Annotated in this window: 21 protein-coding genes and 1 pseudogene; 12 read left to right on the top strand and 10 right to left on the bottom strand. The window is 56.4% G+C overall.

The genetic code is table 11. The annotated features are described in order from the left end of the window. The first annotated feature begins 123 nt into the window (after positions 1-123). The gene (locus GOW31_RS10690; protein ID WP_171118017.1) at positions 124-1,233 is read left to right on the top strand and encodes an HlyD family secretion protein; all 1,110 of its coding nucleotides are present in this window, start codon (positions 124-126) and stop codon (positions 1,231-1,233) included. Positions 1,234-1,250: 17 nt separating this feature from the next. Then, positions 1,251-1,997, top strand: coding sequence for an outer membrane protein (locus tag GOW31_RS10685; RefSeq protein WP_254430181.1), 747 nt, complete (start codon positions 1,251-1,253; stop codon positions 1,995-1,997). Positions 1,998-2,252: 255 nt separating this feature from the next. Here the strand turns inward: GOW31_RS10685 and GOW31_RS10680 are convergent, their stop codons facing one another. The 4 genes and pseudogenes from GOW31_RS10680 to GOW31_RS10665 all read right to left on the bottom strand — a co-directional run bounded on the left by GOW31_RS10680 (position 2,253) and on the right by GOW31_RS10665 (position 7,767). Further along, positions 2,253-3,323 carry a DUF2793 domain-containing protein gene (locus GOW31_RS10680; protein WP_171169926.1) on the bottom strand — a complete coding sequence of 357 codons (1,071 nt, stop codon included), beginning with the start codon at positions 3,321-3,323 and terminating at the stop codon, positions 2,253-2,255. Positions 3,324-3,492: 169 nt separating this feature from the next. Then, positions 3,493-4,908, bottom strand: a pseudogene (locus GOW31_RS10675) (mannose-1-phosphate guanylyltransferase/mannose-6-phosphate isomerase). Positions 4,909-4,971: 63 nt separating this feature from the next. Beyond that, positions 4,972-5,865 (bottom strand): UTP--glucose-1-phosphate uridylyltransferase GalU, encoded by an 894-nt coding sequence (galU, locus tag GOW31_RS10670; RefSeq protein WP_152460504.1) that lies wholly within the window; start codon positions 5,863-5,865, stop codon positions 4,972-4,974. 660 nt (positions 5,866-6,525) lie between these two features. Beyond that, the gene (locus GOW31_RS10665) at positions 6,526-7,767 is read right to left on the bottom strand and encodes a lytic murein transglycosylase (RefSeq protein WP_171169924.1); all 1,242 of its coding nucleotides are present in this window, start codon (positions 7,765-7,767) and stop codon (positions 6,526-6,528) included. Between the two features lie 194 nt (positions 7,768-7,961). On the opposite strand from GOW31_RS10665, the gene GOW31_RS10660 reads away from it, so the two are divergent. The 6 genes from GOW31_RS10660 to GOW31_RS10635 are packed head-to-tail and all read left to right on the top strand — an operon-like array spanning position 7,962 to position 14,479. Continuing rightward, entirely contained in the window at positions 7,962-8,906 is a 945-nt protein-coding gene (locus GOW31_RS10660) for a cytochrome ubiquinol oxidase subunit II (protein ID WP_254441689.1), read from the top strand. Then, positions 8,903-10,993 (top strand): cbb3-type cytochrome c oxidase subunit I, encoded by a 2,091-nt coding sequence (locus GOW31_RS10655; protein ID WP_171169922.1) that lies wholly within the window; start codon positions 8,903-8,905, stop codon positions 10,991-10,993. The genes GOW31_RS10660 and GOW31_RS10655 overlap by 4 nt, the downstream gene beginning before the upstream one ends. Further along, positions 10,990-11,622, top strand: coding sequence for a cytochrome c oxidase subunit 3 (locus tag GOW31_RS10650; RefSeq protein WP_171118007.1), 633 nt, complete (start codon positions 10,990-10,992; stop codon positions 11,620-11,622). Before GOW31_RS10655 ends, GOW31_RS10650 begins: the two co-directional genes overlap by 4 nt. After that, positions 11,615-11,941, top strand: coding sequence for a cytochrome o ubiquinol/quinol oxidase subunit IV (locus GOW31_RS10645; RefSeq protein WP_224856200.1), 327 nt, complete (start codon positions 11,615-11,617; stop codon positions 11,939-11,941). The genes GOW31_RS10650 and GOW31_RS10645 overlap by 8 nt, the downstream gene beginning before the upstream one ends. Before the next feature lie 34 nt (positions 11,942-11,975). Continuing rightward, on the top strand, positions 11,976-12,959 hold the full coding sequence (locus GOW31_RS10640; protein WP_171169921.1) for an HlyD family secretion protein: 984 nt from the start codon (positions 11,976-11,978) through the stop codon (positions 12,957-12,959). Continuing rightward, positions 12,956-14,479, top strand: a complete 1,524-nt coding sequence (locus GOW31_RS10635; protein WP_171169919.1) for a DHA2 family efflux MFS transporter permease subunit — start codon at positions 12,956-12,958, stop codon at positions 14,477-14,479. The genes GOW31_RS10640 and GOW31_RS10635 overlap by 4 nt, the downstream gene beginning before the upstream one ends. Here GOW31_RS10635 and crcB read toward each other — a convergent pair. Both crcB and GOW31_RS10625 read right to left on the bottom strand, forming a co-directional pair. Further along, positions 14,476-14,838, bottom strand: a complete 363-nt coding sequence (crcB, locus tag GOW31_RS10630) for a fluoride efflux transporter CrcB (RefSeq protein ID WP_152460498.1) — start codon at positions 14,836-14,838, stop codon at positions 14,476-14,478. The genes GOW31_RS10635 and crcB overlap by 4 nt on opposite strands. After that, complete coding sequence (locus tag GOW31_RS10625; protein ID WP_171169917.1) at positions 14,835-15,203, bottom strand: CrcB family protein; 369 nt, start codon at positions 15,201-15,203, stop codon at positions 14,835-14,837. Before GOW31_RS10625 ends, crcB begins: the two co-directional genes overlap by 4 nt. A gap of 249 nt (positions 15,204-15,452) precedes the next feature. On the opposite strand from GOW31_RS10625, the gene GOW31_RS10620 reads away from it, so the two are divergent. Then, positions 15,453-17,033 carry an FMN-binding glutamate synthase family protein gene (locus GOW31_RS10620; RefSeq protein ID WP_171169915.1) on the top strand — a complete coding sequence of 527 codons (1,581 nt, stop codon included), beginning with the start codon at positions 15,453-15,455 and terminating at the stop codon, positions 17,031-17,033. A gap of 83 nt (positions 17,034-17,116) precedes the next feature. Here the strand turns inward: GOW31_RS10620 and GOW31_RS10615 are convergent, their stop codons facing one another. The 4 genes from GOW31_RS10615 to GOW31_RS10600 are packed head-to-tail and all read right to left on the bottom strand — an operon-like array spanning position 17,117 to position 21,033. After that, entirely contained in the window at positions 17,117-17,773 is a 657-nt protein-coding gene (locus GOW31_RS10615; RefSeq protein ID WP_171117998.1) for an ABC-type transport auxiliary lipoprotein family protein, read from the bottom strand. Further along, positions 17,770-19,086 carry an MlaD family protein gene (locus GOW31_RS10610; RefSeq protein WP_171117997.1) on the bottom strand — a complete coding sequence of 439 codons (1,317 nt, stop codon included), beginning with the start codon at positions 19,084-19,086 and terminating at the stop codon, positions 17,770-17,772. Before GOW31_RS10610 ends, GOW31_RS10615 begins: the two co-directional genes overlap by 4 nt. 5 nt (positions 19,087-19,091) lie before the next feature. Next, on the bottom strand, positions 19,092-19,907 hold the full coding sequence (locus GOW31_RS10605; protein ID WP_171169912.1) for an ABC transporter ATP-binding protein: 816 nt from the start codon (positions 19,905-19,907) through the stop codon (positions 19,092-19,094). Between the two features lies 1 nt (position 19,908). Continuing rightward, entirely contained in the window at positions 19,909-21,033 is a 1,125-nt protein-coding gene (locus GOW31_RS10600) for an MlaE family lipid ABC transporter permease subunit (RefSeq protein WP_171169910.1), read from the bottom strand. Between the two features lie 261 nt (positions 21,034-21,294). Between GOW31_RS10600 and GOW31_RS10595 the strand changes: the two genes are divergently transcribed. The 3 genes from GOW31_RS10595 (at position 21,295) to GOW31_RS10585 (ending at position 25,552) form a co-directional block, all read left to right on the top strand. After that, the gene (locus GOW31_RS10595; protein ID WP_171169908.1) at positions 21,295-22,827 is read left to right on the top strand and encodes an alkaline phosphatase family protein; all 1,533 of its coding nucleotides are present in this window, start codon (positions 21,295-21,297) and stop codon (positions 22,825-22,827) included. Between the two features lie 158 nt (positions 22,828-22,985). Then, a complete protein-coding gene (locus GOW31_RS10590) occupies positions 22,986-24,851 on the top strand; it encodes a PAS-domain containing protein (protein ID WP_371808045.1) in 1,866 nt (621 codons plus the stop codon). Beyond that, positions 24,851-25,552: a response regulator transcription factor gene (locus GOW31_RS10585; RefSeq protein WP_152460491.1), complete on the top strand. Its 702-nt coding sequence runs from the start codon at positions 24,851-24,853 to the stop codon at positions 25,550-25,552. Before GOW31_RS10590 ends, GOW31_RS10585 begins: the two co-directional genes overlap by 1 nt. Positions 25,553-25,586: the final 34 nt, after the last annotated feature.

Below are 25,586 nucleotides of genomic sequence, written 5' to 3'. Positions count from 1 at the left end.
CAGAAATGCGCGGCCGCGAAATCGACACGCAAATAGGGCAAGCGTTGGCGTACTTCTTAGCCGCATCCGAAACAAATATTGCGCCCCGCTGGTATCAGCAGCTCTGCGCAATGGAGTAAACATATGCTTATTGTCTTAGGTCTCTATTTCGGAGTGATCTGGGTGGTGTTTTCCAAGCTGGGGCTGCTTCCATGGAACCGGTTCTGGAAATCTGTCGTCTATGGGGGTGCCGCAATCATTGCTCTGGTTGTAATCGGTGCCCTCAACCACACCACACCGACAGGGCCTGTTTCGGTGCAGGGTGTTGCCACCAACATTGCCCCCAATGTGTCAGGTACCGTTGTTGACGTTTCGGTTCGCCCCAACGAGCGGGTTGCGAAAGGGGATCCGCTGTTCCGGATTGACGATACACCCTTTCGGATCGAAGTCGCCCGGCTGACAGCCAGTCTTGAAACTGCGCGTTCTGCGGCAGATCAGTTACAGTCCGACCTGGCAGCGGCGGAAGCCGACATTGAATCCCTCACCGCGCAATTGACCTTTGGCGTCCAGCGCCGTGACGACATTGTCGATCTTGAGAAGCGGGGGGCATCGACGACCTTCCAGTTGCAGGAAGCCGTGTCTGCCATCGATCAATTGTCCGCAAGCCTGCGCGCGGCCGAGGCGCGCAAAGCCGGTCTGGAGCGGCGGATTGCCGCCAAGATCGACGGCATTGATGCCGGCGTGGTCGAGGCTGAGCAGGCTTTGGCGCAGGCGCTTTGGAATTTGGAGCAAACAGTCGTGCGCGCGCCGGAAGACGGCTTTGTCACCGCCGTTTCTCTGCGTCCCGGAAATCGTGTATCTATCGCACAGGGGGCGATCTCTTTTGTTGTCCCCGATGACCGCCATCTGATCGCAAGTTTGCCCCAATCAAGTCGCATGAACGTTTCCGTCGGCGACCAGATCCGCCTTGCGCTGCGAATCCAGCCGGGCGGCGAAATACCTGGGACCGTCATATCGTTGCCCGTAGGAACGGCAGAGGGCGTTGTTGACTCGCGCACGGGCCTTCCTTCACTGCGCGATCTGGCTGGCGTGTCCAGCTATCCGGTGCTGATCGAAGTTCCGGACCAGATCAATATCGAAGATTTTCCATTCGGGACTTCCGGCACGGCGCTGGTAATTACGGACAAGGCGGGCGCAATCAGTGTGTTGGCGGAAATCCTGTTCTGGATCACCAAAAAGCTGAATTACATCTGAAATATTGGAGGGACGAGATGAAAACAGAATTGGCAATAAGAGGCGCGGGTTTGGCCTTGGTTGCGGCGTTTGGCACAACCGCTTCCGCGCAGCAAAGCGATTGGTCCTATGAAGCGACGATTTACCTTTTCATGCCTGAAACGGAAACGTCTATCGAAACCCCGTCAGGGACATTGGACGGCACGTTGAGTTTTTCTGACGCTCTGAGCAACCTGGATTTCGCCTTTATGGGCGCGTTTGCGGCATCCAATGGGCGTTGGAGCCTGCTTGCTGACTACAATTATACAAATCTATCCTTCAGCAACAGTGGTGCCGGTCCGTCTGGATCCACTCTCGACACATCATTCACCACCCAGTTCCTAAGTGGGTACGTGGCCTATCGGGTCTATGAAGATCCTTCCGTTCAACTGGACATTGCCGGTGGTTTCAGATGGTTCAGTACCGAAACCAATTTCACACTAACGTCCGCTTCGGCACCTGGGCGCACGACCGTTGTTGACGACGATTGGGTAGACCCGGTCATTGGCGCAAGAATACGTTACGTTTTTTCCGACAAATGGACGGGAACCGGGTTCGTTGATTATGGCGGCTTCCGCAGTGACAGCGAAACGTGGCAGGTTCTTTTGACGGCGGATTATGCCATCAATGACAGATGGGTGATCCGCGGCGGATATCGCTATATCGCCTTCGACCATGAGATCGGCGGCAATGATTTCGAGTTCCATCAGTCCGGGCCGGTGATCGGGGCGACCTACCGGTTCTGATTGATTGAAAACGAATACTGTTTTGGGATTCGACTTGGTACGAGACGTCAGTCGGGGGGGCGTGCATGTTAGGTGTGTGCAAACCTTTTTTAGGCGTTGTTTGCCGCGTTTCGCGAGCAGGGGTTCCAGCAACCATCCTGCTTTTCGGCGTGATGAAGGGCTGCAAACCCGGTGGCGCGGGTAAACGCGGAACGGGTCTCAACCGATCTGCGGTCGGATTGGCCGCCTGTTCCGGTATCCAGGCGGCCCTGCCTGTCAGAACCAGCGACCAATTGCTGTGACGGATGGCGCCAAGGCTGCCGCATCCGAGATCGCCGAGAAGACAATGAATGTCGATTGGGACGACGAAGGTGTATCAAACCCGGTAAATCGGGTTGCAACGCCTCCGGTGCCGCTCAGGTTCGGGGGCGTCGAAAAGTCAGCCGGAAAATCCCAGGTTATTGGGCCGCTTTTGAAAAGAGCACCCTCAGCAGTCGTACACGCCACGGGCGCAAGCGTGGCCGTACAGATCTGAGTGCCGTCGGCAAACCGCACATAATCTCCGTTGGCGTTGCTGCCGCGCTCAATGACAGCGCCGGTCGGAACACCTGCGTTTTCCGCCACTGTTCCAAGAAGGTTTCCAGGGCCGTATCCGTAGTCGGCGCGCATCAGTCGGCCCGAAGTCGTATCGCTGGCATCGGCCTGAACAGCTGCCCCCGACACGGTTCCGGCTACGGGATCAAAGGTCATCGCTTCAGTCCAGTTGCCTCCGTCAGGAGACACTTTGATGGAAAATTCGGTTGAGCCAGACAGTCCCATTTCCGCGTGACCCGTCCAGTTCGATTGGAACAACAGCGACGCGGTATCACCTGCGCTGGCTTTGTTGATCTTCAGCTGATGCCCGCCGCCTTCGTGGCTCAGCAAGGTCGCCGGGCTGCGAACGGACAAACGGTTCGTACTGTCTGAATTGGTCGCAACCCCGACTCCGTCCAGGTTCTGAGTGCTGACAGGCAGGGGGGCCCAGGCTGTTCCTGTCCAGAATTTCAGATCTCCGGCCGCTTCATCCCAGGCGCGCCAGCCAATGTCGGGGGTAACGAAATGCCAGGCGTTGTCCAGCCAGGCGGCAAGTTCACCGGCATGCCCTGCCCAGTCCCCGGTCGGGTTGGCTCCAAGAGCATGAACTTCGCCTTGCGCGGGAACAACAGGAGGTGTCCCGGAATCTGTTGACCGTACCGAGAGTTGCACGACCAGATCGAGCCGTCTCAGGGCTTCGTTGTGGGTAACGTGTTTTTGCGCCTGTGCCGGTTGCAGCAAAGGCAGGTTCAATCGGGGGGATGTTTGTGACACGGGGGTCCTCCTGTGGCGTCGGTCCGAAGCTTCGGTTGCGCGCTACCCTGCCGCAAAGCGCGTCAATCCTGTCTGACCGGGCCGACCGCCCAGGGAAGATTTTGGTAAGATTCTGGTGTCTGCGAAGAACCCGCCGATGGGTGTTCCCGTGCAGAGCAATGCCCGAGAATCAATCTCGGGCGTAGATGTCGTCGTATCGGATGATGTCGTCTTCACCCAAATAGGTGCCAGTCTGAACCTCGATCAAAACCATGGGAACTTTCCCGGGGTTTTCCATTCGGTGTGTCGCTCCCAGCGGGATATAGACGGATTGGTTTTCGGTCACCAAACGCTCTTGATCACCGATGGTGACCTTGGCCGTGCCTTCAACCACGATCCAATGCTCGGAACGATGATGGTGAGATTGCAGGCTGAGCGACGCACCGGGATGCACATGGATGCGTTTGACCTGAAACCTGTCTCCGATCACAAGGCTTTCGAACCAGCCCCACGGACGATGATCCAACGGCAGGGATTCTGCCTGCTTCGCCCCTTTGGCCTTCAGCGCTGCAACGGCCTGTTTCACGTCCTGGGCGTTGTCCATGCTCGCGACCAGAACCGCATCGGGCATCGCAATGGCAATTACGTTTTCCAAACCCATTGCCACGACTTCCTGCGCCGGCGACTCGGACCGTATCAGTGCATTGCGGCAGTCGATTGCCGTTACTTCTCCGTTGGTCGCCACACCGTCTTCATCGGGGTTCGACAGCTCTTGAACCGCGGTCCAGCTTCCGACATCGGACCAGCCAGCGGAATAAGGCACCACGCTCAGGTTCAGGGCCTTTTCCATCACTGCGTAGTCTATTGAAATGTCTTCCACACCCGCCCATGCCGCTGGGTCCAGTCGAAGAAATCCCAAATCCGTTTTTGCCTCGGAAACGGCCTTTTGAACCGGCGGGATCAGTTCGCTCTCGTGCTGTCCAAAGGCTGCCAGGATATCGCGAACTGCAAACAGGAAGATCCCCGAGTTCCAAAGATAGCTGCCATCCGACAGCATCGCCTCGGCCGTTTTGCGGTCAGGTTTTTCCACAAAACGATCCAATGGGACAGCCTCATGGGTCGTATCCGGCGGATGGCGGAGTTTGAGATAGCCGTATCCGGTTTCCGGGTGCGTCGGAGTGATGCCAAAGGTAACCAGATCGCGCCGTTCACTTATTGCCCGTACGCCTTCGGCAACGGCTTGATGAAAGGCGTCCATGTCCGGAACCACGTGATCAGACGGCGCCACCAGCATGATGCCATCGGAATCTCGCGCCGCCAGATACAAGGCTGCGGCAAGAACAGCGGGGGCGGTGTTTCGACCTTCGGGCTCGATCAGAATTGGCCCGGGGTCAATTCCGACGGCCATCAATTGTTCCGGGACAATAAAGCGAAAAGCCTCGTTGGTCAGAACAAGTGGCTTTGCTTACGGTGCCTGAGAAGGACCGAGCATCCGTTCCGCGCAATTCTGCAACAGGCTTGTTTCGCCGACCAGAGGAACGAATTGCTTGGGATAGCTTTTGCGTGACAGGGGCCACAAACGTGCTCCCGAGCCTCCGCAAAGAATGACGGGTTAGACTGTACTGGTCACGCACGTGCCTTGTTTTTAGTCAAGTAAAACAATCTGTGGCTACTGAGCAGCTTTCCCCGTGGCGACAATGTCATTCAGATATTGGCTCAGATCATCGCGCAGGTCTTCGCGGGCAAGAGCAAAAGCAACGGTGGCTTGCAGAAAGCCTGATTTTGAACCGCAATCAAAACGCTGACCGTCGAATTTATAACCGTAGGCCGGCACTCCGGCGGCAATGTCCTGGGCGATGGCGTCGGTCAGCTGGATTTCGCCGCCGCTTCCGGCTTTTTTTGCGTTGAGGTTGTTCAAAACGGACGGCCGAAGCACGTATCGACCGATGACCGCCAGATTGGATGGTGCTTCCGATGGGTCAGGCTTTTCAACCATGCCTCTGGTGGGGACGACAGACCCGATATTGTCGCCAACATCGAGCACGCCGTAAGAGCTCGTCTTTTCCTTCGGAACTTCCATCGCTGCGACCATATTGCCACCGGTGTCTTCGTAGGCCTCGATCATCTGTTGCAGACAGGGTTTGTCGGCGGCGATGACATCGTCAGGCAGCATGACGGCAAATGGTTCGTCGCCGATCAGCCGCCGGGCGCACCAGACCGCGTGTCCCAGCCCCAGAGCTTTGTGCTGGCGGATATAAGCGATCGCGCCGCTTTCCATATTCGTTTTGTTCAGCACGTCCAGAAGCTTGTTTTTGCCTTTGGCTTTCAACTCCTGCTCCAGCACCAGGTTGTGGTCGAAATAATCTTCCAGCGCGGATTTCCCGCGTGATGTTACAAAAATGAACTCCTTGATCCCGGCTGCACGGGCCTCGTCAATCGCATATTGCACCAGCGGACGATCCACCAGCGTCATGATTTCTTTCGGAACGGATTTGGTTGCTGGCAAAAAACGCGTTCCCATGCCCGCTACTGGAAAAACCGCTTTGGTAACTTTGCGTGTCATGGTGCCTCTCAATTATCAAGTTTTGCCAGCAGAGCAGAAAATGTCCGGAATGTCCTCATAGGCTGCAATACCCTGTCAATCAATGATGCCTGATGGATCAGGCTGCTATCAGTCAAATCGTGCCACCTTGCCAAGGAGGAGTCAAAAGCCCGGTCTGATGCGGTATCAATACAATACTTGTGCACAAGGTGTTTGGATCATTGGCTGACTGCAAGGCGTAGAGCGGGACACATCACCGCCGGTCCATCACGAAAAACTCATAGGCTTGTTCTTCGCGGCGTGTCTCGCAGCTCACGGCTTTCTCAGAACCGACCCGACTATCTTGCCGCGCCGCTTATCATGTTATTTTTGCGTGGTTTTCCGACGCGGAAAACCGCAACCCGCCCAAAGTCGCCCACAACCCTCTTTTCGGAAGCAAACGGCTTGAAGGACAAGCCGCGTCAAAGGGTGCAGACGGACAGAGTATCTTCCTTGGCAAAAGGCCGGCTGACCGCCTTGATCAACGCATCCGAGTTTTTGATTTGCCCTTTCAAATTCTGTTCTCGAATGAGCAACAATTGTCACGCGGTTCCATAGATAGGTTCTGGGAACGCCTGATTGTTGCACATTGGATCGATGAGCAGGCCGGATGTCAGAGTCGGCTGGACACCTTGGTTTGCCTCACGGGGCCAGGCTTGTTTTCATCAGCGCATCCGGAAAGCAGGTCTGTTCGATGCCCACGGTCTCTTGCCATCGACCTATCGAACGACGCGTTTTGAACCCCGGCAGCCCATCGACCCCTCCGACATCATGCCCTTTTTGTTCCAACGCCTGCTGCATCTTGGCAATATCGGATCTGTACAGCCCGCCGACCTTTCCCCAAGCGCCATTGAAATCGCCGATTCCGTATTGAATACGGTCGCCAACATGGCCGACAAACAAGGCATACAGGTCGCTTTTGTTGTATTCCTTCAGAACGTAGAAGTTTGGCGTAACCAGAAAAGCTGGACCATATCGTCCTGCCGGCATCATCAGATACCCGTCACCACGCAGCTCATGGGCCGGAAAGGGGTTGCCCGAGACGCGACGTACACCCATCTCAACCCAGTCCTGAATAGGTCGCCCCTGATCGGGGCCTTCCAAAGCGCAAGAGACATTTTGGGGTACGACAACCTCGAACCCCCAGTCCCGTGCGGTGACCCAACCGTGCTTCATGAGGTAGTTTCCGATTGAAGCAATCGTATCTTCGGGTGACCCCCATATATCAGCCGCCCCGTCGCCGTTGCCGTCGACAGCATAAGACAAGTAGTTGGACGGCATGAATTGAGGCTGACCCAAAGCGCCAGCCCAACTGCTTTTCATTTGCCGGGCGGGCTGGTGCCCTGCCTCTGCGATTTGCAGGGCGGCAACAAGTTCGGTTGTGAAATAGTCTGCACGGGTGCTCATGAAGGCCTTGGTCGACAGTACCCTGAAAGCATCATGCCGGATCGGAACCTGTCCGTATCCGCTCTCTCTTCCCCAGACCGCCAGAATAATGCGGGCAGGAACGCCGGTTTCGGCTTCGACCGCCGCCAGAGTTGCGGCATGGCGCCGTGCCATTCTACGTCCTGCCGATGTTGCGCCTTGCACCGACCCCGGATTGAAATAACGACCGGGTGAGCCAAACTCGGCCTGTTTCTGGACCTTGGGAGTTATGCGCGCGCTTCCCGGTGGCACCAGATCCGGCAATTTCCAGTCAAGGGTCACGTCAGAGAAGGCTTGTTGCAACGTCTCGCGTGTCACACCTTTGGCCTTTGCCCGGGGCCAAACGGTTTCCTGCAACCACGACTGAAACTGGCGTTCGATCGCCGCACGATCCTGCGCCAACGAGGGCTGAAAGAGCAGGATCAACCCGAAAGAGAATACCAGAATACGCATCTTCATTTTGTCTGTCCCGGTTGGGATTGCAAGTCAATGGGAAGATACCGCGCATCCTTGGTTCTATATACCCGAAGTTGAATCGGGTTAGACTTGAGCAATTTGTGGTTTGAAAAACTCTTGAGAAAATTCACGCACTTGTCGATAGTCGAATGATATTTTGTTTGAGGAAAGGGCAGTCAGTTGTGGCACAAGTAAAAATGCCCAATCCAGTCCCTCGGCTCGCGATGGCGTTGATCCTGTTTGTGTCGATGCCGCAAATGGTTGCCGCCAGCGACAGTTTTATGGATCCGCAAGGACCTATTGCCGCCATCCAGAAAACGCATCTGCTGCGGGCGACCGCTTTGATCATGGTGGCTGTTATCCCTGTGCTGATACTGGTGCCGTTGATCGCGTTTCGTTATCGCCGCCGAAGGAACAGCCACGCAGCTTACCGACCGGATTGGGATTTTTCCGCGAAACTGGAATTCCTCATGTGGGGTGTGCCCGTTGTGATTGTGGCGCTCCTGTCGTTCTACCTTTGGAAGGCCACCCATCGGCTTGATCCGTACGCGTCGGCGTTTGGTGAAGATCCGGCCTTGCGCGTGCAGGTTGTCGGGCTGGATTGGAAGTGGCTGTTCATCTATCCCGATCTTGGTATCGCCAGTGTGGGCGAGTTCGGCATTCCCACCAAAAGGCAAGTGGCCATGACTCTGACCACCGATACCGTCATGCAATCCTTCGTGATCCCTGCGCTGGCAGGCCAGATTTACGCGATGCCGGGAATGACCACGCAACTGCATCTGGTCGCGGACGTCCCCGAGGTCATGCAAGGCGAGAACACGCAGTACAACGGGCGGGGTTTTACCAAACAGAAATTTCGTACCGTTGCCATGCACAGTGATGAATTTGAAAGCTGGGCCCAGAAAGTCCGCGAAAATGGTATCCGACTGGACCCGGAAACGTATCAGATGCTCGCGATGCGGACAGACAGGGATGAGGTGCAGGCGGCGCTGGGCACCGACAAGATGCCAAAGGACGCGCTGTACTTCACGATGGAACAAGATTTGTTTCAAACGATCCTGCACCGCTATCACAGCGGCAAAGCACTGCCGGTGGATCAACAGCCGGGAACGGCATCCTTCGGGCAGGAGGTGCAGCAATGACGCCGTCCTATTCAGGATTCCTCGGCCGCCTCAACTGGGATGCGCTTCCGATCACAGGGTTGATCCAGAACCCGAACGCGAATGAGATCGTTGCCAACGCCGCGGCCGCAATCGTCTTGGTTGGCGTTGTCGTCGTGGTCAGCCTGCTCAGCTGGTTTCGGTTGTGGACGCCCCTCTGGCGCGATTGGCTGACCAGTGTTGATCACAAGAAGATAGGGATCATGTATGTCGTCTTTGCCATCGTCATGCTGGCGCGCGGCGTGTTGGAAGGCGTTGTCATGCGCGCGCAGCAGGCTGCCGGCCCGGGCGACGGATTCCTGGAAGCCGAACATTTCGCCGAGCTGTTCAGTACCCATGGCACGATCATGATTTTCTTTGTCGCGGTGCCCTTTGTCTTTGGCATCGCGAACTATGTCGTCCCGCTGATGATCGGGGCGCGGGATGTGGCGTTCCCACGCTTGAACCAGATCAGTCTGGGCCTGACGGTGTCCTCCGGCATGATGCTTATGGTTTCGCTGGTCGTGGGGCGGTTCTCGACCGGCGGCTGGACGGCGTACCCACCTTATACCGGGGCCGCCTTCAATCCCGGCGTTGGGCCGGACTACTGGATCTGGGCGATCGTTGTTTCGGGCGTCGGCACGACGCTTACCGGTATCAATTTTGCCGTTACGATCTACAAGATGCGCGCGCCGGGCATGACCTTCATGCGGCTGCCGATGTATTGCTGGACCATCATATGCAGTTCGATCCTGATCGTCTTTGCCATGCCGCCGTTGGGCGTCGCGGCGCTTTTGCTGGCTGCGGACCGCTATTTGGACTTCCACTTTTTCACCAATGACCTCGGCGGCAATATGATGAACTACGCCAATCTGTTCTGGCTGTTCGGCCACCCCGAGGTTTACCTGCTGGTTCTGCCCGCTTACGGCATCTACTCCGAAGTTTTTGCGACTTTTTCGGCCAAGAGGCTCTACGGCTACAACTCGCTCGTCATCGCTACGATGTCGATCGCGGTTCTGTCGTTTACCGTCTGGCTGCACCACTTCTTCACCATGGGGCAGAGCGCCCTGATCAACGCCGTTTTTGGCATCGCAACCATGCTGATCGCCATCCCCACCGGTGTAAAAGTCTATGACTGGATGGCGACTTTGTGGCGGGGGCGCATCCGATTCTCGGTGCCGATGCTGTATGGATTGGCATTTTTGATGTTGTTCGTGATTGGTGGCTTGAGCGGGGTGATCCTGGCCAATCCGACCGTGGATTATCAGGTACACAATACATTGTTCCTGGTGGCCCACTTTCACAACGTACTGTTGCCGGGTGTGCTGTTTGGACTTTTGGCCGCCTATAACTACTGGTTCCCCAAGGCATTCGGATTTCGCCTGAACGAATTCTGGGGCCGCGTGACTGTCGCCCTCTGGAACATAGGGTTTTTGCTGACCTTCATGCCGCTTTATTTCGTCGGGCTGATGGGGATGCCGCGCCGTTCTTTCAGCTATGATGACCCATCTTTCCATCCCTTCATGATGGTGGCGATCGTCGGGGCGCTGGTGATTACCTGCGCGTTGCTCTCGGTTCTGATCCAACTTTGGGTCAGCATCCGCGACCGCGAAAAGACCTGCGTTCCCGTTGGAGATCCATGGGATGGGCGGACGTTGGAATGGTCTATCCCGTCGCCGCCGCCGCCGTACAACTTTGCGATCATCCCAACCGTTACGGACCGGGATGATTTTGCGGCAGCAAAGGAAAAGGGGGCAGCCTACCCAACGCCCGACGCCTATGAAGATATCGATTTGCCGCGCAATACAGGCATTGGTTTCGTTCTGTGTGTCATGAGTGGTATCTGGATGTTCGCGCTGGTCTGGTGGATCTGGTGGTTAGCTGCATTGATGACGGTTCTGATGATCCTGGCGGTGATCGTATGGACGTTCGACGACAGTACCGAGCTGACCATACCGGCGGAAGAAGTGCGCAAGGATCACGAAGCCTGGCTCGCACTGGTTCACGGTGAAAAGGCGGTGGATCGCGATTTCGAGACGTCTCCGGAAAATCGCGGCCTCGCCCGCCCCGATCTGGAGGCGGTGACATGAAGCGCGCGCCCACCCACAGCTATCCGGGTATCAACCTGGGGGAACGTCACGCGAGTGCTCACAAGGCGACCGAGGTCGTCACCTTCGGGTTCTGGGTCTTTTTGATGAGCGACCTGGTCTATTTCGGCCTGATGTTTGCGATTTACATCACGATGATCGATGCACAGGCCGGTGGTCCCGGCCCGCACGAGCTGTTTGATCTCAAAAGCGTCTTTGCGCAGACGCTCATCCTGTTGACAAGCAGCCTGACGGTTGGCCTTGCCATGCTGGCGCTGAAATACAATCTGTCGCGCGCTCGCATTGTCTTGTGGTTTGGCGTCACGCTTTTTCTGGGCATCAGCTTCCTGGTGCTGGAGGTGCGTGATTTCATGGCCATGGCGGAACAAGGTGGCATTCCGCAGCGCAGCGGTTTCTTGTCGGCCTTCTTCGGACTTGTTCCGCTGCATGGTCTGCACGTCGCCGCAGGGTGCCTGTGGCTGATCGTTCTGGGTATTCAGCTGCGCGTGAAAGGGATGACGGACGTCATTATCTCGCGTGTGGTGCGGTTGGCACTGTTCTGGCATTTTCTGGACCTGATCTGGATCGGGATCATCACCATCGTTTATTTCGGAGGTCTGACCTATGGATAAGCGCTCTGAAATGCACCGTCGCGAGCGTCGGCGCTATGTGATCGGATACGGTGGTTCGCTGCTGTTGACTTTTGCGACCTTCGGCGTGGCCCATCTGTTTGGGATCGAAACCCCCGGTGTTTACCTGACAATTGGATTGCTGGGTCTGGCCCAACTTGTTCTGCAACTTGTTTATTTCCTGCACATCGATCGCCGGCGCAGCAGTCGTGAAGACCTGCATCTGGTTCTGTTTTCCACGATGGTTCTGTTGATCATGATTTTTGGAACGGTCTGGGTGCTGGGCAATCTGGCAATACGAATGCACATGCATGTGATGTGATGCTCATGGGTCGTGTGCAGAAAGGGATACGAAAATGAAGCCACTCAAAATCGCAGCCGTGGCTTTGATACTTGCAGCAATTACAGTCGGTCTTGTTCTGTTCTGGAGGCACGAAGAGCGCTACCCGTCCACTCAGGATGCATATCTGGGCGCGAACATCATTTATGTCGCTGCGCAGGTGACAGGGCAGGTGGCCGATGTACATGTGATAGAAAACCAGCCCGTGAAAAACGGCGATCTGCTTTTCACGATCGACGACACTCAATTCAAGGCTTCGGTGGATGCAGCTAAAGCCAATCTGGACAGTGCGATACAACAGGCCAAATCCTATTCCACACAGATTGCGGCGGCAGAGGCTTCGGTGGACAGCGCCCAATCGGCCTACGATACTGCATTGAAGAGTTTTGAACGTGCGAAAGCCCTGTTTGCATCAGGCGATGTCGCACAGGCATCGCTGGATCAGACGGCCTCGGATTTCGCCCAAGCCTCTGCTAGGTTGACGACGAGCCAGTCCAGCCTTTTGGCACTGAAAAGTGGGTTGCAGGCGAAACAGGATGATATCCTGTCTGCGCGTGCACAGCTTGAAATAGCGGAAACCAACCTTGCCTGGACCAAGATCCATGCCGCGGCCGACGGATGGATCGCCAATCTGACCCTTCGCCCCGGATCCTCGGTGTCCGCCAATGCCCCGCAATTTTCGATTGTCGAATCGTCCGATTGGTGGGTGGACGCGAACTTCAAAGAAACCGCATTGACGCGCATTCGTCCGGGGCAGCCAGTCACGATACGTGTCGATATGCTCCCTGGGACGACGCTTACAGGTAAGGTGGCGTCAATCGGGCGAGGGTCCGGGGACACGTTTTCCTTGTTGCCCTCGGAAAACGCGAGCGGGAATTGGGTCAAGGTCACCCGGCGATTTCCGGTTCGGATCGAGCTTGACCCGACCGATGCGCCCTTGCGTGTCGGAGGCAGCAGCAAAGTTGTCATAGATACAACAGGTCCGGTGGACGGCAAATGACCCCTGCGGCGTCCGGCCATGTGAACATGGTGATCGTGATCGCCGTTGTTCTCAGCGCCATTCTGGAAGTCTTGGACAGTACGATTGTCAATGTGGCGTTGCCGCATATCCAGGCCGCATTCGGGGCGACGACCGATCAGGCGACATGGATTCTGACCAGCTATATCGTTTCCGCGGTGGTCATCATGCCGTTGACAGGGTTCGTCGCCCGACGCGTGGGCCGACGACGGTTGATCCTGACGGCGGTGACTGGTTTTGCCGTCATGTCGATGATGTGCGGCATGTCCTGGAGCCTTGAGGTCATCGTTGCCTTTCGGCTGGCTCAGGGCATGTTCGGCGCTTTCCTGATCCCTTTGTCCCAGTCCATTCTGTTCGATGCCTTCCCGCGGGAAAAGCGCGGACAGGCAATGGCCATCTTCGGTCTGGGCGTCGTGGTGGCGCCGGTTCTGGGGCCAACGGTCGGTGCGATCCTGACCGAATATTTTTCCTGGCGGATGGTCTTCTTTGTCAACGTTCCCGTGGCGGCCCTTGCACTACTTCTGCTGGCCGGAGAATTGCCGGAAGACAAAACCGAGGAGGTTCAGATCGATTGGAAAGGCCTTGCTCTGCTGGCTCTTGGAATCGGGTGCCTTCAATTCGTTCTGGATCAAGGCGAGACACTGGACTGGATGTCGTCCCGCGTCATCCAGGTGGCCGTGATCGCAGCAGTTATCGGGGCGTTTGGTTTCATTTTTCACGCGTTGACCTCTCGCAATTCGGTTGTGGACCTGCGTCTGTTCGCAGATCGAAACTTTGCCCTGTGCAATCTGATCATCGCGGGTTTTGCCGTGTCTCTGTTCGGGGGCATCGCGATTTTGCCGACGCTTGTTCAAAGTCTGCTGGATTTCCCAGTCATCGCGTCGGGCCATCTGTTCATTCCGCGTGGCCTGACCGCCGGGCTGTCCATGGTTCTGACCGGCGCAGTTCTGGTAAACCGCTTTGATCCGCGCTTGCTGGCGGGCATCGGTCTGTTGCTGACGGCGGTCGGGAATTTCATGATGGGGGCCATCAACCTCAATGCCGGTTTTTGGGAGCTCGCTTGGCCGGGGGCCATCAGCGGTCTCGGGATGGGTCTTGTGTTCGTGCCCATGTCGATACTGGCTTTCGAGAGCATCAGTAAAGGCCGGCAGGACGAAGCCTCTGGTCTGTTCAACGTGACAAGGCAATTGGGATCGTCGGTTGGCATCTCGCTGGTCGGCACCTGGGTTGTACGCGGGTTGCAGACCAATACGGCAGTGCTCAGCCAGAATGTGACGCCGTACAACCCCGCGGCCCAGGCGTATCTGAGCCCGCTTGGCCTTGCGCCAGACAGCGCTGAAGGTGCTGCCATTCTGGGCCAGGAAATCATGAAGCAGGCCGAGATGATTTCCTATTTGACCGTATTCAACAATCTGGGTCTGCTTGCCTTGGCCACTATTCCATTGCTTTTCTTTTGTCGCGCTCCGAAGCCCGGGTCACATGTTGCCGCTCATGTGCATTAGCGCGTCAAGGTCAGCCCAAGCCACAGGGCAAACCAGCACAGCGCCAGGCTGATCAGGATATTGCCAGCTGCCAGAACCAGAGTCCGCTCGCGCCGAAGTTCAAGAGACTGATAGGCAAAGCTGGAAAACGTGGTGAACCCGCCGCAGAATCCAAAGACCAGCCGTCTTTGATCCTCGGGGATGTCGACAGGGCCGCCCAGATAGCCGATCCAGATCCCCAGCAGCAGGCTGCCCAGTACATTTACGATCAACGTTGAAAAGGGCAAATCGTGCCGCACTTTCAAAGCCAGCCAATGACGCAGGACCGCCCCCAGGCCTCCGCCCAGTCCGAACATCGCATGCAGATAGAGGTCATTCATGACGGTGACCTCTCGGAATGAAAACGGTTGCCCAGCTTCTCTCCGACCAGCGCAGCGCCAATGCCGAAAGCGATTTCCAACCCGACAGCAAGCGGCACGGCCCAAAGATCACTTTCGGCAATACGTTCCAGATCAGCTACAAAAGACGAAAAGGTGGACAACCCACCACAAAATCCGACCGCGCCCAGATGCAGCACATGCGCGTGCACCTTGTGGCGTATTGAATACAGCCACCCCAAGACGAAACAGGCCGCCACGTTGATGCCGAAGGTCGACGTGAGGAAACTGAGGCCGGGGATTTCCAGCGCGAAAACTTCGCGCAACAACGATCCCAGCGCCCCTCCGGCAAAGACGGCGAGAAACATAAGGCTCTTTCGGTCGCGCCGGTGTTGGGAATGCGTCTTTGTCAAGTGAATGCCTGTCGTCTTCTGGTATGCGTGGCATATCCACTGGCGACACCCTGTTCAACTGTTGAGCCAACGTAACGCGTTTTCACGTTTTCGTCTTCGGGCGGATAAATTCCCGCGAAAGCTTGCAATTAAAAATCAATCTGTTTCACGTTGAGTGCTGTTGGAACCCGCAACTGCCGGTCGGAAACACGAGGAGACAGGAACATGATTGTACGCAGGATCTACTATTTTCTGAGCTATGTCTGCCTGCCGCTCGTGTTGCTGTTGGGGTTCTTCTGGCCGCCCGTACATTGGCTTTTGGTCATCTTGGTGCCCTACGCGGTCATCGGCCTTTATGATGTTTTGACTACCAAGCACAATGTTCTGAACAACTATCCGGTTCTGGGGCATTTCCGGTACATGCTTGAATTCGTCAGCCCGGAAATTCGACAGTATTTCGTTGAAACCAACGAAAGCGGCCGACCTTACAACCGGATCGTACGCGGGCTGGTCTATTCCCGCGCCAAGGGCCAGATGGATACGCAGGCCTTCGGAACGCAATACGACATAAACGAGGTTGGATATCACCGCGCAAATCATTCGCTTGCGCCCAAACATGTGGACAAAAGCGAAGATCGCGTCATGTTGGGCGGGCCACAATGCACGAAGCCGTACAGCGCCTCGCGTCTCAATGTTTCTGCCATGAGCTTCGGCGCGCTGAGCGCCAACGCCATCCGCGCGCTGAACGGCGGGGCAAAGGACGGAGGCTTTGCCCATAATACCGGTGAAGGCGGGTTGTCTCCTCACCATCTGGTCGAAGGCGGCGACATCATCTGGCAGATTGGGACGGGCTATTTTGGATGTCGAACGCCGGAAGGCGGGTTTGACAAGGACAAGTTTGCCGAAAGGGCCACAAAGGATGTGGTCAAGGCAATCGAAATCAAATTGTCCCAAGGTGCCAAACCTGCGCATGGGGGCGTTCTTCCCGCTGCCAAGGTCGATGCCGAAATTGCCGAAATCCGCGGGGTGCCCGAGCATCAGGATGTGATTTCCCCCCCAACTCACAGTGCCTTTGAAGGGCCTTCGGGGTTGATGCATTTTGTTCAGCATCTGCGCGAAATGTCCGGCGGCAAACCTGTCGGCTTCAAATTGTGTATTGGCAACCCGTCCGAGTTCATGTCGATCTGCAAGGCCATGCTCGAGACAGGGATTTTGCCGGACTTCATCACCATTGACGGATCAGAAGGGGGTACCGGCGCGGCCCCGGTCGAGTTCACCAACCGTCTGGGCATGCCCCTGAACGAGGCGCTTATTTTTGTAAACAATTGCCTGCGTGGTGTAGGGCTGCGCGACAAGATCCGGATCATTTGTGCGGGCAAAGTGGCGACCGGATACGACATGGTCGAGAAATTCGCGCTTGGTGCGGATATGTGCAATGCGGCACGGGCGATGATGTTTGCGGTGGGCTGCATTCAGGCCTTGCATTGCAACACTAACCGTTGCCCGTCCGGGGTCGCCACCCAGGATCCAGTTCGCGGGCGCGCGGTGAACATCCCGCAAAAGCGGCGGCGCGTTCACCGGTATCACGACGCAACACTGGAAAGTTTCCGCGAACTCTTGGGTGCGATGGGAAAGGAAAAAGTTTCCGAGCTGCATCCACGCGACATTTTGCGGCGCACGGCGGACGAGCATGAGCGCACCTATGGCGAGCTTTACACCTATCTGGAGGATGGTGCGCTGCTGGCAGATGTGGTTCCCGAGGAATTCGCGGCGGATTGGGAGCGCGCTTCGGCATCTCGTTTCTGAGACCCGATCCGTTAACAGCCGTTCACCCAGAACAGGCGAGGGCGAACTGCGCCCGCGCTCACCGTTTTGACACTTGGCTTAACTCAACTGGGGTTCGATCTGGGATTGTTGGCCACATGCGTGTTGATCCTGCGAATGCTCCATTCAACAGAATCCCGCATTGCGCGCCCCAAGGCCAAATCAAACGCTTTGATCAGATCTGATGTCTGGTCGCTTGCGGCAACGACATTTTCCTGAAACGAATTCGAAGCGATAATCTTGTCGTCGTATTCATCGATGACCTTGATGTTCATGCGCACTTCGATACGGATTTTGTCTCCGTTCTCGGGATCCGCGACAACGATGCCCTGAAACTCGCGCAGGTCCGGTGCGATCACGTAATCAGCGCGCAGACCAACCGTTGAACGGCCGACGGCAGCGACTTTGCCAGAGTTCTCAAAGCTTTCGATCAACAGCGTCTGAACGATCAGGGGTGCGCGATCCACCCATCGCGCCCGTGGCAAATACTGAACCTGAAACGGGGTGGGCTGAATGGCGATCTGATCCGTGTTCACCGCGGCGGTTGCCGTTGGTTCTTCAACAACGATCTGTTTCTGTATTCTCGGCAGCGCTGACGAAAACGTGCTTTTGGGTGTCAATAGATACAGATCGTTGGGTTTCGCGGCTTGTTTCAAAGTGCCCAACCCGGCACATCCACCGACCAATGCAAACGTCAGAATTGCAAGTGCAGGCTTGATCATTGACGGAACTCCGATGCTTGGGTGCCCAGCAGAAACCGCGCAGGATCACGTTCGACCTTGTCCACCAGACGGTCGAGGCTGATTACCAGGCGTTGGGATTCTTCGACGAAGCGGATAAATTGCGGCAGACCCACGCGCAGGAAGTCTGACACCTGCCGGCGGTTGGTCTGAACGATGCCGTCAATTGTCCCCAGCAGCTCTGAGGCAGAGTTCGAAGCGCTCAGGACATCGTCTGAAATCTGATCGATCTTACCGGTGATGTTCGAGACTGTTTCGGTGACCTGGTTGGCCGCCTTCCGGATATCTTCCGCAACGGGCGCCACGTCTTCTTCCATAACGCGGTTGGCTGATTCAAAGGCCGTTTCCGCCGAAGACAGCGCACCTTTGGCCGTGTCCATTGCAGATGTGATCGAACCAAGTGTCGTGTTGGCGTTCAACACGGTCTCGTTCACGATCCCCAAAGTGACGCTGCCTTCATCCGACAAGAGGGTCAACCGTTCGGCCAGTTGCGACCCGCGTTCGATGAAAGGTCGAACGTCCTGCTGCAAGATGCGGTCTGCCGTTTCGATCGTCGTTTTCACTTCGTCCAGCGCAGCCCTGGCTGACTCGGACGCGGACTTGACCGAATTGAGCGTGTCCGTGCCGGTCTTGAGGGTCGTATCCGCCGTTTCGATCAAAGGGTCCAGACGTTTTGAAAATTCACCAATATCCTTGGCTGCACTGCCAATGTCGCTGGCCACGGATTCAAAGCTTGTCAATGTTTTGTCCAGCCGGCCGGTCGCAGAGGCAAGGTTGTCCAGAATGCTGCTCACGGCTTGCCGGTTCTTGTCGTCGACGACCTTGTTCAGGCTTTCCAGAAGTGTAACGGCCTCGTCCAGCACTTTTGGTGCGCCTTCAAACAATGACTGGATGGTGCTGCGCTTGCTTTTGATCACGCTGTCTTGCGGCAGCCTTTTGGCAGTCGGTGACCCGCCGGTAAGTTCAACGTAACCGACGCCGGTAACACCCAGCGATTGAAGCTGGGCGATCGTTTCTTCGGTGATCGGAATATCTGCATCCACTTCTATTCGCACGCGAACCTTGGAGGGATCGTCCTCGTCCAGGTTCAGAGAGATCACCTGCCCAACAGGAAGGCCGTTGAAATTCACCCCGCCCGCCGCCGAAAGCCCCGAGACATTATCGAACAATACATCGTAATAAGCGTATTGGCGGGTCACTTCGAATTTCGCCAACCACAGGAAAAAGCCGAATACGCCCAACAGCCCCGCAAGGGTGAACGCGCCGATCAGGATGTAATTTGCTCTGGTTTCCATCGCCTTTACCTGTCCTGACCCTTCTGTTGCGCCGCGCGGGCGCGGGGGCCTGTGAAGTATTCCTGTACCCAAGGATGATCCACTTTGGTCATATCCTCAATCGGACCTTCAACCAGCACGCGTTTTTCTGCAAGCACTGCAATTCGGTCACAGATGGCGTAAAGGCTGTCCAGATCATGGGTGACCATGAAAACAGTCAACCCGAGGGCCTGCTGCAATTCGCCGATCAGTTCATCATATGCAGCCGCGCCAATCGGGTCCAATCCTGCGGTCGGCTCATCCAGAAAAACGATTTCGGGATCAAGCGCCAATGCCCGTGCCAGCGCGGCGCGCTTTCGCATGCCGCCCGACAGTTCCGATGGAAACTTGCCGCAACTCAGCTGGGGCAGACCCACAAGGCTGATCTTCAACGCACCCAGCGATTCCATCAGTTTTTCACTGATGCCCGTATGTTCTCGAAGTGGGGCCATCACGTTTTGCAATACGGTCAGCGATGAAAACAGCGCGCCGTCCTGAAAGGCCACGCCCCAGTGGCGTTCGATCCTGCGGCGATCTTCTTCAGGGCCGTTTAAGACATCCACGCCCAGCACTTCGATACTGCCGGCGGCTGGTTTGTTCAGACCCACAATCGTACGAAGCAAAACGGATTTTCCGGTTCCGGACCCGCCAACGATGCCCAGAACCTCGCCACGCCAGACATCAAGGTTCAGATCGTCATGAACCACCTGCGTTCCGAATTGGTTCCTGAGACCGCGAACGCGGATCACGGCGTCACGCTGCGATGCGATCTGTTCCGTTTCGTGTTGCGTGCCGTCGTTCATGTCAGATTCCGATTTCGGAAAAGAAAATCGAAAACAATGCGTCGATTGCAATCACCATGAAAATGGATTGCACAACCGATGCGGTTGTACGCTGCCCCACACTCTGGGCCGACCCTTTGACCTGCAAGGCCTGCCAGCATGCGATGACCCCGATGACCAGCGCAAAGAACGGTGCCTTGATCAACCCAACCGCAAGTTGCCAGACGTCGGTGTTTTCCTTCAAACGGGTGACAAACATGCCCGGGCTTACGCCCAGATCGATCCAGCTCATCAGTGCGCCGCCGAACAGGCCGGCCATATCTGCGACAAAACCAAGAATGGGCAGCATGATCAGCAACGCCAAAACACGTGGAATGACAAGAACCTCGATCGGGTCAAGGCCCAGCGTCCGCATGGCGTCGATCTCTTCCTGTACTTTCATCGAACCGATCGAGGCCGTGAATGCCGAACCCGAGCGGCCGGCAACAATAATCGCGGTCAGCAAAATTCCCAGCTCTCGCAGAATCGAGATCGAAATCAGTTCGACCACAAAGATCTCGGCCCCGAACTGTTTCAATTGTGTCGCACCCTGAAATGCCAGCACGACACCGATCAGAAAACCCATCAGGGCCACGATGGGAAGGGCTTTGACCCCGGTTTCCTCCATATGTGTGACAAGGGCCGCTTTGCGCAGGCGCCACGGCATGACCAGGGTCCGAAACAAGCGGTGCAGGGTAAGGCCCAGAAATTCGAGGATCGACAGGGTATCCTTCCAGGCCCCGAATGTGCCCTGACCCACATGAGCGACCCAGTCCAGAAAACCGCGAGGCTCCTCAAGCTTGCCGGGTTTGTCCGGGATGCTGCGTGTCACCGTGTCTATCAGTGTCGCATGTGCGGGTTTCACGCCTTGAAACTCCAGCGTGGCACCGATTGACGTGAACCTCCGGCCTAGGTCCGCAACCAGCCAGGCCCCGCCCGTATCCAGTGCTTCTATGCCGGACAGATCAAAAACGACCTTGCCCCCACAAGGTTGGACCGCAGCAAAATCATGCTCCACGGTTTGCAGGGATTGTGTGAGCAACTCACCAGAAATGCGCACTTGATTGCCGCTGGCGTCGCGCTCTGATGTGATCGTTGGCTGCGTCATGGTGCCATGTGAAGTAAAACATTCAATGCCTGCAATGACTTTGTGCCCTTTGACCCGGTTTTTGCCGCAAAGGATGGCCTTGGCGTCACGCCGGACCATGAGCAGGAGCTAGCATAACTAGAGACATTTCCGTTACTTTTCGCGGCTCAAGTCAGGCCGGAAAAGAAAACGCAGGGCTGTTCGACTAATCGGTTGCGCGAAAAACGGAAGCGGGACACATTCCGCTGCGGAACCCTGGGTGCGGAATTCGGAGAAGTCGGTATGCATCACGCCAAGAACGTTCTGTTCATCATCATCGATCAATTGAGGGCAGATTGCCTGAACGGCGCTCTGGCCGAGCACGTGCAGCTACCGAACCTTCGGGCTTTCATGGACGAGGCGGTAAGTTTTACGCGCCACTTCTCTGTCACCAACCCCTGTGGGCCATCCCGCGCATCAATTTTGACCGGCCAATACGCGATGAACCACCGTTCCGTGCGAAATGGAACTCCGCTGCGTCATGACACGCCGAACATCGCCACGGAAATGCGAAAGGCCGGTTATATGCCGATGCTGTTCGGGTACACCGATACGTCTGCCGATCCCCGAGTCCATGATCCCAACGACCCCGTGCTCAAATCTTACGAGCAATCGATGAACGGGTTCCTTGAAGTTGTCGAAATGCGCCTGGAAGAATCATACCCCTGGCGATCATATTTGATGAAAAATGGCTATACGTTCGATACATATTGGGATGTTTACAAGCCTGTCTCACCGGATGGTCAAACGCCCAAGCTGAACGACCCGGCCGTGTATCGGGCAGAACACAGCGACACAGCCTTCCTGACCGATGCGTTTCTGGACGGGATTGCACCTCATCAAGGCGAGGGATGGTTTGCTCATCTGACTTACATCCGTCCTCATCCACCTTTGGTTGCGCCTGCCCCGTATAACGACATGTACGATCCGGCGGAAATCCCTCTGCCGAAACGCCTGCCGAGCGAAGCCGCTGAAAAGGCGCTGCATCCGTTTTTCGGGCCAAAGCTGGACGCCTACACGGCAGAAAAGTTCGTTCATGGCTTTGCTGACGTTGAGCCAACGGATGAAAATATCCGCACTTTGCGTGCCGTTTATCTGGGATTGGCGACCGAGGTCGATCACCATATCGGGCGCGTCGTTCAGTATCTCAAGGACAGCGGGCAATACGACGATACCATGCTGGTCATTACGGCTGATCATGGCGAAATGCTGGGCGACAGGCACAGCTGGGGCAAAATGACTGTGTACGACGCTGCCTATCACACACCGTTGATGATACGCCTTCCGGGGAACGAGGCCATGGCCGGCGCGAAAGTGACCGTTCCTACCGAGTCGATTGATGTCACGCCGACTATCCTTGATTGGATTGGGCAGACTGTTCCAAACGCCATGGATGGCAGGTCTTTGCTGCCCTTGTTGCACGGCGACGTTCCCGATGACTGGCGCAGCTATTCTTTCAGCGAGCTGGATTTCTCGGAACCCGAAGAACCGACCCTCTGGCAACGGCGCTTGGGAACGGGCAACAGTGATTCCTGTCTGGGAATATTGCGGGACGAACGATTCACGTTGATCGAATTTGCAGCTGACCTGCCGCCGATCCTGTTTGATCATCAGGGACAGGGAGAATTCGAAAACCTTGCGGAAAACCCTGCGTTTGCGGCTGATCTTGCCCGGTTGGGCAGACAGATGCTGCGCCATCGGATGCGAAACATGGATCATACCTTGTCGTTGCACTCCATTACTTCCGAAGGCGCGAAGTCCCGTTCCAGATATTAGGATCACTGCACGCTTTCGCGCTCTTTTCAGTTGGATCATGGAAGTTGCATGAGACGTTTTGTCGTTCATCAATTCCACTACCGGCGCATCAATTCTGATGGTACCCATGGGGCGTGGAGAAGACGAACCTGGACATCACCGAACAGCGCATAAAGGCGATGACGACTGCCGGACTGAATCTCATCGGTCAGGCGCTTTCGATCTATGACAGCAACCTGAAACTGGTGCTGAGCAATCGTCGGTTCAAGGAAATGTTCGACCTGCCGGACGAGCTGGTCGAACGCGGAGCTTTGTTTCGGGATACCATCCATTTTCTCGCCAGCCGTGGCGAATACGGTGACGAAGAAAGTGTGGAAGAAATGGTGAACCTGCGCGTCGAGCAGGCTTTGGCTTTCGAGCCCCATTACATGGAGCGCGTAAGGCCCAACGGGCAGGTTATCTCGATTGAAGGCGCGCCGTTGCCACAGGGCGGATGGGTTGCGGTCTACACTGACATTACCGGCACCCGGCGAGCAGAAAACCTGCTGCGGGCGCGATCAGAAGAATTGTCGGAACAATTGCTCGGCCACGCCGAAGAACTGTCTGCAACCAACCGAAAGCTTGCAGCCACGATCAAGGCATTGGAAGAGGCCAAACGCGAGCTGACCGAAATCGAAGCCCGCACACGCATGATGACCGAAATGATGCCGGCTCATATCGCGCATTTGGATAGCACTGGTCGATATGACTACTCCAACCGCCGTTTGAGCGCGGTCCTGCCCGGACGTCCGTCGGAGATTCTTGGGCTTCACATATCCGAAGCGCTTGGTGCCGCCGCGTATCGGCGGGTCAAAGCGCATCTGGCAAAAGCCTATGACGGAGAAACCTCCGTATTCGAGTTCAACGAGGATCAGGATTCCCGCCGTATCCGCGTTTCATTCACGCCGGATGACGCCGGTGGCGTATATGTAATGTCGGTTGATATCACCGAAGAAACGCAGGCGCGCGTCGTTTTGCAGCAAACGCGCCGCCGAGCTATGGCCGCCCAGATGACCAGTGGGTTGGCTCATGACTTCTCCAACTTGCTGACGATCATCCTTGGGATGCAGTCCAAACTGAACAAAATGGACCTGTCGGATGAAGCACATGAGCTGGTTGCCGCGACACAGCAAACGGCGCGTCGGGGTGGGCAATTGCTCAACCGGATTGCGGACATGACCGGGAACCGAACGCCACATCCTCAGGCCACGGACATGAAGGCGCTGTTGGAAGACCTGAGAATATTGGCCTCGCCTTCCTTGCCGCGCGGCGTCGGTTTGTCTGTGGTCAACACTTTGCCCGACCGGGCTTTGATGCTGGACCCGGGAATGGTGCAGGATGCGTTGCTGAACCTGGTGTTGAATGCGCGGGATGCCTGCGGCAGTTCGGGCCAGATTACAATCAGCGCGCATACCATCGGAGAAATTTGGGTTGAAATCACCGTATCGGACACTGGCCCGGGCTTTACACCAGAGGCGCTGGAAAAGGCGCTGAACCCGTTCTTTACCACCAAGGGAAGCGACGGGTCGGGGCTTGGACTGCCCATGGTGTATGACACTGTCAAGCTGGCCGGGGGCGATCTGAACCTCAAGAACACGCCATCAGGCGCATCCGTCGTTTTGCGGTTGCCCTATCGGCCAGCTCCACCCGTGCAAGACGGTCTGGTACTTCTGGTCGAAGACAGCGAAGATTTGCGGGGGCAGTTTCGGGATATGCTGGTAGAGCTGGGCTTCGCCGTCATCGAGGCCAATTCGGTAGATGAGGCACTGGCGTTGATAAACAGCGTTGAAGACATTTCTCTGGTCCTGTCCGATATCCGTCTCGAAGGAAGTGGTACCGGTCTGGACATTTTGCGGCAGGTGAAGCCGGGATTGCCATGTATCCTTATGACATCGCTGCCCAGTTCGGACCCGTTGTACCAGCGCGCCCTTGCGTTGGCCCCGGTGTTGCGTAAACCGTTTTCGCAGGCTCAATTGTCAGCCCTGATCCAAACCGAGGCCGCCTGATGACGCAACCGCTGGTTACCATCCTCGATGACGAACCCGAAATCCGGCGCATCCTAACGGACGCTCTGGAGGATGCCGGTTTCCGTACGCAGAGTTTTTCCCGCGCGCGAGAATTCGAGGCTGCGCTCAACCGTGTGACGCCCGATGTCTGTCTGGTCGACCTGTCATTGCCGGATACGGATGGGCTGGCGTTGGTTCATCGTCTGGCGTTGGAACAAGGCGCGGCCGTGATCATCATTTCGGGGCGCGCGCAGGTGCAGGACCGTGTTACGGGGCTGGAACTTGGGGCAGACGATTATATTACAAAACCGTTTGACCCTGCGGAAGTCGTGGCGCGGATCAGGGCAAGATTAAGAACACCCCGCACTCAGACCTCTCATTCGGATACGGCGGAATTCAACGGCTGGACCGCACATTTTGACCGATACGTGCTTGAAAGTGAATCAGGTGACGAAACGCCGTTCAGCCATGCAGAGGGGGAAGTCCTGCGGCTGTTTCTGGAAAGCCCCAAGCGGCTGATCAGCAGGGGACAAATGCAGGAGTCCCTGGGCGGCGCAGCCGGAGACAGTTTTGACAGGGCGATGGATGTTCGGATTTCCAGGTTGCGTACCAAGCTGGGAGAGGACCCCAAGAACCCGCGGTTGATCAAGACGATCTACGGGGCGGGGTATATATTTTTGGGTGATGTCGGTTGGAAGTAGACGCAGATCCAACCGGCCGAGACTTGGTCAGATG

The organism is Ruegeria sp. HKCCA0370 (assembly GCF_013033705.1).
GTDB lineage: Bacteria > Pseudomonadota > Alphaproteobacteria > Rhodobacterales > Rhodobacteraceae > Ruegeria.
This window is presented reverse-complemented; position numbering and strand designations above follow the sequence as displayed.

Excerpts from the sequence above, each read along its gene's own strand:
- GOW31_RS10685 (WP_254430181.1), top strand. The coding sequence starts at position 1,251 with ATGAAAACAGAATTGGCAATAAGAGGCGCGGGTTTGGCCTTGGTTGCG.
- GOW31_RS10635 (WP_171169919.1), top strand. The coding sequence starts at position 12,956 with ATGACCCCTGCGGCGTCCGGCCATGTGAACATGGTGATCGTGATCGCC.
- GOW31_RS10645 (WP_224856200.1), top strand. The coding sequence starts at position 11,615 with ATGGATAAGCGCTCTGAAATGCACCGTCGCGAGCGTCGGCGCTATGTG.
- galU (WP_152460504.1), bottom strand. The coding sequence starts at position 5,865 with ATGACACGCAAAGTTACCAAAGCGGTTTTTCCAGTAGCGGGCATGGGA.
- GOW31_RS10625 (WP_171169917.1), bottom strand. The coding sequence starts at position 15,203 with ATGTTTCTCGCCGTCTTTGCCGGAGGGGCGCTGGGATCGTTGTTGCGC.
- GOW31_RS10600 (WP_171169910.1), bottom strand. The coding sequence starts at position 21,033 with ATGACGCAGCCAACGATCACATCAGAGCGCGACGCCAGCGGCAATCAA.
- GOW31_RS10595 (WP_171169908.1), top strand. The coding sequence starts at position 21,295 with ATGCATCACGCCAAGAACGTTCTGTTCATCATCATCGATCAATTGAGG.
- GOW31_RS10655 (WP_171169922.1), top strand. The coding sequence starts at position 8,903 with ATGACGCCGTCCTATTCAGGATTCCTCGGCCGCCTCAACTGGGATGCG.
- GOW31_RS10605 (WP_171169912.1), bottom strand. The coding sequence starts at position 19,907 with ATGAACGACGGCACGCAACACGAAACGGAACAGATCGCATCGCAGCGT.
- crcB (WP_152460498.1), bottom strand. The coding sequence starts at position 14,838 with ATGAATGACCTCTATCTGCATGCGATGTTCGGACTGGGCGGAGGCCTG.
- GOW31_RS10620 (WP_171169915.1), top strand. The coding sequence starts at position 15,453 with ATGATTGTACGCAGGATCTACTATTTTCTGAGCTATGTCTGCCTGCCG.
- GOW31_RS10690 (WP_171118017.1), top strand. The coding sequence starts at position 124 with ATGCTTATTGTCTTAGGTCTCTATTTCGGAGTGATCTGGGTGGTGTTT.
- GOW31_RS10640 (WP_171169921.1), top strand. The coding sequence starts at position 11,976 with ATGAAGCCACTCAAAATCGCAGCCGTGGCTTTGATACTTGCAGCAATT.
- GOW31_RS10650 (WP_171118007.1), top strand. The coding sequence starts at position 10,990 with ATGAAGCGCGCGCCCACCCACAGCTATCCGGGTATCAACCTGGGGGAA.
- GOW31_RS10615 (WP_171117998.1), bottom strand. The coding sequence starts at position 17,773 with ATGATCAAGCCTGCACTTGCAATTCTGACGTTTGCATTGGTCGGTGGA.
- GOW31_RS10585 (WP_152460491.1), top strand. The coding sequence starts at position 24,851 with ATGACGCAACCGCTGGTTACCATCCTCGATGACGAACCCGAAATCCGG.
- GOW31_RS10610 (WP_171117997.1), bottom strand. The coding sequence starts at position 19,086 with ATGGAAACCAGAGCAAATTACATCCTGATCGGCGCGTTCACCCTTGCG.
- GOW31_RS10590 (WP_371808045.1), top strand. The coding sequence starts at position 22,986 with ATGACGACTGCCGGACTGAATCTCATCGGTCAGGCGCTTTCGATCTAT.
- GOW31_RS10665 (WP_171169924.1), bottom strand. The coding sequence starts at position 7,767 with ATGAAGATGCGTATTCTGGTATTCTCTTTCGGGTTGATCCTGCTCTTT.
- GOW31_RS10660 (WP_254441689.1), top strand. The coding sequence starts at position 7,962 with ATGCCCAATCCAGTCCCTCGGCTCGCGATGGCGTTGATCCTGTTTGTG.